9 protein-coding genes are annotated in these 8,933 nt (G+C 39.2%); 7 read left to right on the top strand and 2 right to left on the bottom strand.

Features of this window, described 5'->3' with window-relative positions; genetic code table 11:
- Positions 1–16 precede the first annotated feature (16 nt).
- Positions 17–730 carry a flagellar basal body L-ring protein FlgH gene (gene flgH, locus FIM66_RS02510; RefSeq protein ID WP_140547855.1) on the bottom strand — a complete coding sequence of 238 codons (714 nt, stop codon included), beginning with the start codon at positions 728–730 and terminating at the stop codon, positions 17–19.
- 131 nt (positions 731–861) lie between these two features.
- Here flgH and FIM66_RS02515 point away from each other — a divergent pair, with 131 nt between their 5' ends.
- Positions 862–1,599: an outer membrane protein gene (locus FIM66_RS02515; RefSeq protein ID WP_194149241.1), complete on the top strand. Its 738-nt coding sequence runs from the start codon at positions 862–864 to the stop codon at positions 1,597–1,599.
- Positions 1,600–1,607: 8 nt separating this feature from the next.
- Here the strand turns inward: FIM66_RS02515 and FIM66_RS02520 are convergent, their stop codons facing one another.
- Positions 1,608–2,150, bottom strand: a complete 543-nt coding sequence (locus FIM66_RS02520; RefSeq protein WP_140547853.1) for a phospholipase D-like domain-containing protein — start codon at positions 2,148–2,150, stop codon at positions 1,608–1,610.
- Between the two features lie 143 nt (positions 2,151–2,293).
- On the opposite strand from FIM66_RS02520, the gene FIM66_RS02525 reads away from it, so the two are divergent.
- From FIM66_RS02525 to FIM66_RS02550, 6 genes are all read left to right on the top strand, one after another.
- Positions 2,294–3,787 carry a hypothetical protein gene (locus tag FIM66_RS02525; protein ID WP_140599907.1) on the top strand — a complete coding sequence of 498 codons (1,494 nt, stop codon included), beginning with the start codon at positions 2,294–2,296 and terminating at the stop codon, positions 3,785–3,787.
- Complete coding sequence (gene gmk, locus FIM66_RS02530) at positions 3,780–4,400, top strand: guanylate kinase (RefSeq protein ID WP_000551231.1); 621 nt, start codon at positions 3,780–3,782, stop codon at positions 4,398–4,400. Before FIM66_RS02525 ends, gmk begins: the two co-directional genes overlap by 8 nt.
- 70 nt (positions 4,401–4,470) lie before the next feature.
- Positions 4,471–4,710 (top strand): twin-arginine translocase TatA/TatE family subunit, encoded by a 240-nt coding sequence (tatA, locus tag FIM66_RS02535; RefSeq protein ID WP_000508577.1) that lies wholly within the window; start codon positions 4,471–4,473, stop codon positions 4,708–4,710.
- Between the two features lie 2 nt (positions 4,711–4,712).
- Positions 4,713–6,338: an arginine--tRNA ligase gene (gene argS, locus FIM66_RS02540; RefSeq protein ID WP_140599909.1), complete on the top strand. Its 1,626-nt coding sequence runs from the start codon at positions 4,713–4,715 to the stop codon at positions 6,336–6,338.
- 60 nt (positions 6,339–6,398) lie between these two features.
- Positions 6,399–7,154 carry a HugZ family heme oxygenase gene (locus FIM66_RS02545; RefSeq protein ID WP_140599910.1) on the top strand — a complete coding sequence of 252 codons (756 nt, stop codon included), beginning with the start codon at positions 6,399–6,401 and terminating at the stop codon, positions 7,152–7,154.
- Positions 7,155–7,488: 334 nt separating this feature from the next.
- Positions 7,489–8,933 (top strand): SabA family sialic acid-binding adhesin (locus tag FIM66_RS02550; protein ID WP_341472522.1); only part of this gene is annotated, 1,445 nt, incomplete at its 3' end.

The following is an 8,933-nucleotide window of genomic DNA, read 5'->3' on the forward strand; positions in this document are numbered from 1 at the left end:
CTAGACTTTGCTCTTTTTAATAAGGCATTTGGGTTTCCATCGCATCAGCAGCGAATTTCTTCTTATTGGAATCGCTCAAATGCCCTAAATTCGTGTATTCAATCTTAGCGTCAGCTAAAAACTTGGATTGGATGGTGTTATTCCTTTCAATATCATAAGGGCGGATCACCCCACTCACCTTAAGGATTTGCTTTTCCCCATCCACTAGCACTTCCTTATTCCCATAGATGAAATAATTCCCGTTTTCTAGCACTTTAATGATTCGAGCGCTCAACACGATCTCTAAATCTTCGCTCTTTTTTTGCGAGCCACCGCCTTTAAAATTCGTGTTATTGCTGGATTTGGTGAAATTGTAGTTATTCTTATCGTCTAAATACTGCGCTTCTTGTTTCTTTCTTGCATCTAGCCCGTTATAAGTGAGTCTTGGAGGCGTGGAATTACCCCCTGAAGCGCTTTTATAATCTTTAGAGCTAGAATAATTCGCGCTCGCTTTTTCAGAAACAATGATTGTGATCAAATCGTTAGGCTTCATCGCCCTCCTGTCCGCAAATAAAGGGCGTTCACCTTGCCCAAACAAACTCCCCAACTTGTTCAATTCAGGGATAAATTCTTTAGAGGGGGTTTCTTCTACATAACTAGGAGGGTTAAAATCAATTTTTGGCTCATTGGCTGATGCCATGCTGAATATAACGCCAAACGCAACAGCCCCTAAATAAAGTGCTTTTTTCATCCACTAGCCTTACTTTTGAGTTATTTTAAGCCTTAAATTATACTCTCTTATAAAGAATAAATGCTTAATTTTGAGTAAGTTGTTGTAAAATTTAGATCTTTATAATGAAACTTAACTTGCAGGAGATAAAATTGAGAACCTTGTTAAAAATGTTAGTTGGCACAAGCTTGCTGACACACGCCTTAATAGCTAAAGAAGAAAGTGCAGCGCCTTCTTGGACAAAAAATTTGTATATGGGAGTCAATTACCAAACAGGTTCTATCAATTTAATGACTAATATCCATGAAGTTAGAGAGGTTACTAACTATCAAACCGGTTACACCAATATCATGACTAGCGTTAATAGCGTTAAAAAGCTCACCAACATGGGATCTAATGGGATTGGCTTAGTCATGGGTTATAACCACTTTTTCCATCCGGATAAAATCTTGGGCTTGCGCTATTTTGCTTTTTTAGACTGGCAAGGCTATGGCATGAGATACCCTAAAGGCTATTATGGCGGCAATAACATGATCACTTATGGCGTGGGCGTGGATGCGGTGTGGAATTTCTTCCAAGGGAGTTTCTATCAAGATGATATTAGCGTGGATATTGGCGTTTTTGGGGGGATTGCGATTGCAGGGAATAGCTGGTATATTGGCAGTAAAGGGCAGGAATTATTAGGCATCACTAACAGCAGTGCGGTTGATAACACCTCTTTTCAATTCCTCTTTAACTTTGGCCTCAAGGCTTTATTTGTAGATGAGCATGAATTTGAAATCGGCTTTAAATTCCCCACTATTAACAACAAATACTACACCACTGACGCGCTCAAGGTTCAAATGCGTAGGGTCTTTGCCTTTTATGTGGGGTATAATTACCACTTCTAAAAGGGCTTTTAAAACCCAACGCAACTCCCTAACATCTTTTGGTAATAGCTTTTGGCTTTGAGGATTGTCTCTGTATCATCGGTTTTTAAAAGCACTTCGTAATTGTTTTCAAAAGCGTTTTTGCTCCAATTCGCTGAGCCTAAAAACACGATCTTATCATCAATGATCGCTACTTTTTGGTGCATGATGCCGTAATAATTCCCGTTTTTAGCCTTAAGCCCTTTTAATAAACACACTTTCGTGTTAGGGTATTTGTCCAGATAGCCAATAGTGGATTGCTTGTTATTGTGATTGCTTTCATAATCATAAATGATTTGCACATTAATCCCCCTGCTCGCTACGCTTTTAATGGCTCTTGCAATATCTCTGTGCGTGAAACTATAGATAGCGATTTTCACGCTCTCTCTAGCGTTACTAATGCCAGAAACTAAAGAATTGAGAGCGTCTCTTTGCTCATAAGGTAAGACAAATAAGCTGTTTTTAGCTTGCAAAACCCCTAAACAGCCCACTAACACACCCACGCCAACGATTTTTTTCAATTTGTTTAACATCAAATGATCCTTATTTTAAATTACACTCTATGATAAAAACAACCAACCAAGTGGATTTTTGATTATAATAAAAGATTTAAAAAAAGCGATAAAAACGGATAGGCTTAAAGAAGCGTTTCTTAATAAAATAAGGAGTCCCTAAAATGAAAATGATTCTATTCAACCAAAACCCCATGATCACAAAGCTGCTTGAGAGTGTCTCTAAGAAATTAGAATTGTCTATAGAAAATTTTAACCACTATCAAGAGCTGTCCGCACACCTTAAAAAAGATCCAGAATGGCTTTTGATAGCCGATGATGAATGTTTGGAAAAACTAGACCAAATAGATTGGCTAGAATTAAAAGAAACCATCTCTCAAAATAAAAACAGCGTGTGCATGTATAAAAAGGGCAATGAAGCGCAGCCCTTTTTAGAGGGCTTTGAGATGAAAATGAAAAAACCTTTTTTACCCACTGAAGTTTTAAAAATCCTTCAAAAAAAGCTTGGTTCTAACATAAACGAGCTAGAGCCTAGCCAGAATTTAGATCCAACTCAGGAAGTTTTAGAAACCAATTGGGACGAGTTAGAAAGTTTAGGCGATTTAGAGGCCCTAGCCAAAGAAGAGCCTAACAATGAAGAACAACTGCTCCCCACTTTAAATGCGCAAGAAGAAAAAGAAGAGGTTAAACAAGAAGAAAAAGAAACGCCCCAAAAAGAAAAAGAAGAGGTTAAAGAAACGCCCCAAGAAGAAGAAAAGCCTAAAGATGATGAAACGCAAGAGAATGAAACTCTCAAAGATAAAGAAGTTTCTAAAGAGTTGGAAACGCAAGAAGAAGTTAAAGAACAAGAGCCAATCAAAGAACAAGAGCCAATCAAAGAACAAGAGCCAATCAAAGAACAAGAGCCAATCAAAGAACAAGAGCCAATCAAAGAAGAAACGCAAGAAATTAAAGAGGAAAAACAAGAAAAAACACAAGATTCCCCAAGCGTGCAAGAATTAGAGGCCATGCAAGAATTGGTCAAAGAAATCCAAGAAAACTCTAACGGCCAAGAGGATAAAAAAGAAACGCAAGAAAACGCAGAAATTCCACAAGATAAAGAAATCCAAGAAGTTGTTACCGAAAAAACCCAAGTGCAAGAATTAGAAAAACAAGAAATCGCAGAAACACCGCAAGAATTAGAAATCCCCCAAGTGCAAGAAAAAGAAACCCCACAAGAAGAAACCCAAGAAACCCAAGAAACCCAAGAAACCCAAGAAAGTGCAGAAACGCCCCAAGAAAAAGAAACGCCACAAACCCAAGATGAAAAACCCCAAGAAGACCATTACGAAAGCATTGAAGACATTCCTGAGCCGGTGATGGCTAAAGCGATGGGGGAAGAATTGCCCTTTTTAAATGAGAGCGTTGCAAAAACCCCTAATAATGAGAACGACACAGAAACCCCTAAAAAGAGCATTACAGAAACCTCCAAGAATGAGAACGCCACAGAAGCACCGCAAGAAAAAGAAGAAAGCGATAAAATTTCTAGCCCCCTAGAATTGCGCTTGAATTTGCAGAACTTATTAAAAAGCCTGAATCAAGAGTCCTTAAAAAGCCTTTTAGAAAACAAAACCTTAAGCATTAAAATCACTTTAGAGGATAAAAAACCTAATGCATAATGATTTTAATTTGCTCATCCTTTCAGGCCCTAGCGGAGCGGGTAAAAGCACCCTTACAAAGTATTTGCAAGAAAAAATCCCAAAAACCCATTTTTCCCTTTCCACCACCACACGAAAGCCCAGAGAGGGCGAAGTTGATGGCTTGCATTATAATTTTGTCAGCGAAGAAGAATTCAAACAAGGCATAGAAAAAGGGCAGTTTTTGGAATGGGCGATCGTGCATAACCACTATTATGGCACTTCTAAAATCCCTGTAGAAAAAGCCTTAAAAGAGGGCAAAATCGTCATTTTTGATATTGATGTGCAAGGGCATGAGATCCTTAAAAAGCATTACCCTAACGCATGCTCTGTGTTCATTAGCACCAAAAACCAAGAGATTTTAAAAGAGCGCTTGCTTTTAAGGGGGACGGATTCTAAAGAAACGATAGAAAAACGCTTGATCAACGCTTATAAAGAAATGCAGTGCTTGGAGAGCTTTGATTACCTCATCATCAATGAAGATTTAGAAAAATCCAAAGAAATCATCTTAAGCATCGCAAAAACTTTAGTTTATCGCTTAAAAGCGTTTAATTTTGAAAAAATATGCAAGGCTTGGAAAAACGAATCCTTATAAAACCTATCAATTATTTTTTAAAGAAGCTATAATTCAAGAAAAAACCAACCAATAGATTAAGGAGTAAAATATGGGCGGATTCACAAGTATATGGCATTGGGTCATCGTTTTATTAGTGATTGTGTTGTTATTTGGGGCTAAAAAGATCCCAGAGTTGGCGAAAGGTTTAGGCAGTGGGATTAAAAATTTCAAAAAAGCTGTGAAAGATGATGAAGAGGAGGCTAAAAACGAGCCAAAAACCCTAGACGCTCAAGCAGCACAAACCAAAGTGCATGAAACTAGCGAAATTAAAAGCAAACAAGAAAGTTAAACATGCACACTCTCATTAAGGGCGTTTTAGAAGAGATTTTAGAAGAAGAAGTCATTATTGAATACCCTAAAGACAGAGAGCATGGGCATTACGCTACGCCCATTGCTTTCAATCTCGCCAAAGTTTTTAAAAAACCGCCCTTAGTTATCGCTGAAGAGTTAGCCCTTAAAATCAGCACACACGAAAAAACGCAAGGGCTTTTTGATGGCGTAGTGGCTTGTAAGGGCTATATTAATTTCACGCTTTCTTTAGATTTTTTGGAGCGTTTCACCCAAAAAGCTTTAGAATTAAAAGAACGATTTGGCTCCCAACCTAAAAGCGAATATTCTCAAAAAATCTTTTTAGAATTTGTGAGCGCTAACCCCACAGGGCCTTTACACATAGGGCATGCTAGAGGGGCGGTGTTTGGCGATAGTCTGGCTAAAATCGCTCGCTTTTTAGGGCATGAAGTTTTATGCGAATATTATGTCAATGACATGGGATCTCAAATCCGCTTGCTAGGGCTTTCTGTATGGCTCGCTTACAGAGAGCATGTTTTAAAAGAAAGCGTAACTTATTCGGAAGTCTTTTACAAGGGCGAATACATCATTGAAATCGCCAAAAAGGCGAGTAACGATTTAGAGCCAAGCCTTTTTAAAGAAAACGAAGAGACTATCATTGAAGTTTTAAGCGGCTACGCTAAGGATTTAATGCTTTTAGAAATTAAGGATAATTTAGACGCTTTAGGCATTCATTTTGATTCCTATGCGAGCGAAAAAGAAGTTTTTAAACATAAAGATGCGGTGTTTGAACGATTAGAAAAAGCGAACGCCCTTTATGAAAAGGATTCTAAAATCTGGCTCAAATCTTCACTCTACCAAGATGAAAGCGATCGGGTGCTTATTAAAGAAGACAAGAGCTACACTTATTTAGCCGGCGATATTGTCTATCATGATGAAAAATTCAAGCAAAACTACACCAAATACATCAACATTTGGGGGGCAGACCACCACGGCTATATCGCTAGAGTGAAAGCCAGCCTTGAGTTTTTGGGCCATGATTCCAACAAGCTTGAAGTTTTGCTCGCTCAAATGGTGCGCTTGCTCAAAGATAACGAGCCTTACAAAATGAGTAAAAGAGCGGGTAATTTCATTTTGATTAAAGATGTGATTGATGATGTGGGCAGAGACGCTTTAAGGTTTATTTTTTTAAGCAAACGGCTTGACACCCATTTAGAGTTTGATGTCAATACTTTAAAAAAGCAAGACAGCTCAAACCCTATTTACTATATCCATTACGCGAATTCGCGCATCCACACCATGCTAGAAAAATCGCCTTTTTCTAAAGAGGAGATTTTGCAAACCCCTTTAACCCATTTAAACGCTGAAGAAAAATACCTGCTTTTTAGTGCTTTAAGCTTGCCTAAGGCGGTTGAATCTTCTTTTGAAGAATACGGCTTGCAAAAAGTGTGCGAATACGCAAAAACCCTCGCCTCAGAATTCCACCGCTTCTATAACGCTGGCAAGATTTTAGACACCCCTAAAGCGAAAGAGCTTTTAAAAATTTGTTTAATGGTGAGTTTGAGTTTGACTAACGCTTTCAAACTTTTAGGCATAGAGATAAAGACCAAAATTTCTGCTAAAGATTAAGCTAATATTTAATTTTTTGTTATAACATTCCCCTTATTTTTTGAAAATAAGGAGAATATTTTGCTTAATCGTATTATAGAGCACATGAACGCTCACCATGTAGGAGACATGAAAGGTTTATTGAAAAAATTCGGGCAAGTCCATCACGCTGAAAATGTCGCTTTTAAAAGCGTGGATTCTCAAGGCGTTGTGATTGGTTATAACCACAATCAAACCTTAAGGATTGAATTTAACCATGAAGTTAAAGACCCCAAAGACTACAAAAACGCTATCATTGAATTGTGCCAAAGCGTAGAAAAAACCCATGATTTAAAAGGCGTGGAAGAAGAGGTTAAAGCCTTTAAAGAAGGTTTTGATTCTGTTTGTTTAGCGACCTTACACCCTAACGGGCATGTGGTATGCTCTTATGCGCCTTTAATGGGTGATGGCAAACAATACTACATTTATGTGAGCGAAGTGGCGGAGCATTTTGCCGGCCTTAAACACAACCCCCACAATGTGGAAGTGATGTTTTTAGAAGACGAAAGCAAGGCTAAATCAGCTATTTTGAGGAAACGCTTACGCTATAAAACCAACGCTCGTTTTATTGAAAGAGGGGCGGAGTTTGACAAAGCGTTTGATTCTTTCATTGACAAAACCGGTGGGGCTGGGGGCATTAAAACCATTCGTGCCATGCAAGATTTCCATTTGATCGCATTGGATTTCAAAGAGGGGCGTTTTGTGAAAGGTTTTGGTCAAGCTTATGACATTTTAGGCGATAAAATCGCTTATGTTGGGGATAAAGGCAACCCGCACAATTTCGCCCACAAGAAATAAACTTTCTCACTAGGGGCAAACGCCCCCAAAAGGATCGCTTTTTAAAAAGGCTACGGCAAAATCAAGCCCTTTACTACTTAATCTTAAAAAACGCTTCAGCCTTTTTAAGATAAATTTTAAAATAAATAAAGTTTAACAATCATTCCACAACCACCAAACGAAACCAAAAGCATCAAAATCAAAAAAAATGACAAAATTTTCCCCAAATGACAAAAAAAAAAAAAACGCTTTATGCTATAATACTCCAAATACATTCCAATGCAAATGCATTCTGATGCAAATGTATTCTAATGAATGTATGAAATCCCTAATACTAATCCAAAAAGGAGAAAACATGAAAAAACACATCCTTTCATTAACTTTAGGATCGCTTTTAGTTTCCACTTTGAGCGCTGAAGACGACGGCTTTTACACAAGCGTGGGCTATCAGATCGGTGAAGCCGCTCAAATGGTAACAAACACCAAAGGCGTTCAACAGCTTTCAGACAATTACGAAAATTTGAGCAATCTTTTAACCAAATACAGCACCCTAAACACCCTCATTAAATTATCCGCTGATCCGAGCGCGATTAATGCGGCGCGTGAAAATTTGGGCGCGAGCGCGAAGAATTTGATCGGCGAAAAAGCCTCCCCAGCCTATCAAGCCGTGCTTTTAGCGATCAACGCGGCGGTAGGGTTTTGGAATGTCGTAGGCTATGTTACGCAATGCGGGGGTAATGCCAATGGCCAACAAAGCACCTCTTCAACCACCATCTTCAACAACGAGCCAGGGTATCGATCCACTTCCATCACTTGTTCTTTGAACAGGTATACGCCTGGATACTATGGTCCTATGAGTATTGAGAATTTTAAAAAGCTTAACGAAGCCTATCAAATTCTCCAAACGGCTTTAAAACAAGGCTTGCCAACGCTCAATCAAAAAAACGGAACAATCAATGTAAAGTATACTTATACATGTTCAGGGGAAGGGAATGATAACTGCGATGCGTTAAAAAACAACCGAAACGGCGGGAGCAAGAGTGAAACCCAAACCATAGACGGCAAATCCGTGAACACCACGATCAGTTCAGAAGTCGTTAATAGTAAAGCATTAGGTAATACACAACATGTCTCTTACACCGAAATCACTAACGTATTGAGCGGTGTGCCTGATAACGCTCAAGCCTTGTTAGCGCAAGCGAGCACGCTCATTAACACCATCAATACGGCATGCCCGTATTTCCATGCTAATAATAGCAGTGAGGCTAACGCCCCAAAATTCACTACTACTATTGGGAAAATATGCGGCGCTTTTTCAGAAGAAATCAGCGCGATCCAAAAGATGATCACAGACGCGCAAGAGCTTGTCAATCAAACGAACACGATTAACAGCAACGAACAAACAACTCAAGTGGGAGGCAGTAATGGCAAGCCTTTCAACCCTTTCACAGACGCCAGCTTCGCGCAAGGCATGCTCGCTAACGCTAGTGCGCAAGCCAAAATGCTCAATTTGAGCGAACAAGTGGGCCAAACCCTTAACCCTAGCAATCTTACCGGGAGTTTTAAAAGTTTTGTTACAAGCTTTTTAGCCACATGCAATAACCCTTCAACAGCTGACATTGGTGGCACACAAGGTTCAGCTCCAGGCACAGTTACCACTCAAACTTTCGCTTCCGGTTGCGCGTATGTGCAAGAAACCATAACGAATTTAACCAACAGCATCGCTCATTTTGGCACTCAAGCGCAGCAAATAGAGCAAGCGGAAAATATCGCTGACACTCTAGTGCATTTCAAATCTAG

The organism is Helicobacter pylori (assembly GCF_006439795.1).
GTDB lineage: Bacteria > Campylobacterota > Campylobacteria > Campylobacterales > Helicobacteraceae > Helicobacter > Helicobacter pylori_CR.

Coding starts and splice junctions, on each gene's coding strand:
- flgH (WP_140547855.1), bottom strand. CDS start 730: ATGAAAAAAGCACTTTATTTAGGGGCTGTTGCGTTTGGCGTTATATTC.
- FIM66_RS02520 (WP_140547853.1), bottom strand. CDS start 2,150: ATGTTAAACAAATTGAAAAAAATCGTTGGCGTGGGTGTGTTAGTGGGC.
- FIM66_RS02525 (WP_140599907.1), top strand. CDS start 2,294: ATGAAAATGATTCTATTCAACCAAAACCCCATGATCACAAAGCTGCTT.
- gmk (WP_000551231.1), top strand. CDS start 3,780: ATGCATAATGATTTTAATTTGCTCATCCTTTCAGGCCCTAGCGGAGCG.
- tatA (WP_000508577.1), top strand. CDS start 4,471: ATGGGCGGATTCACAAGTATATGGCATTGGGTCATCGTTTTATTAGTG.
- argS (WP_140599909.1), top strand. CDS start 4,713: ATGCACACTCTCATTAAGGGCGTTTTAGAAGAGATTTTAGAAGAAGAA.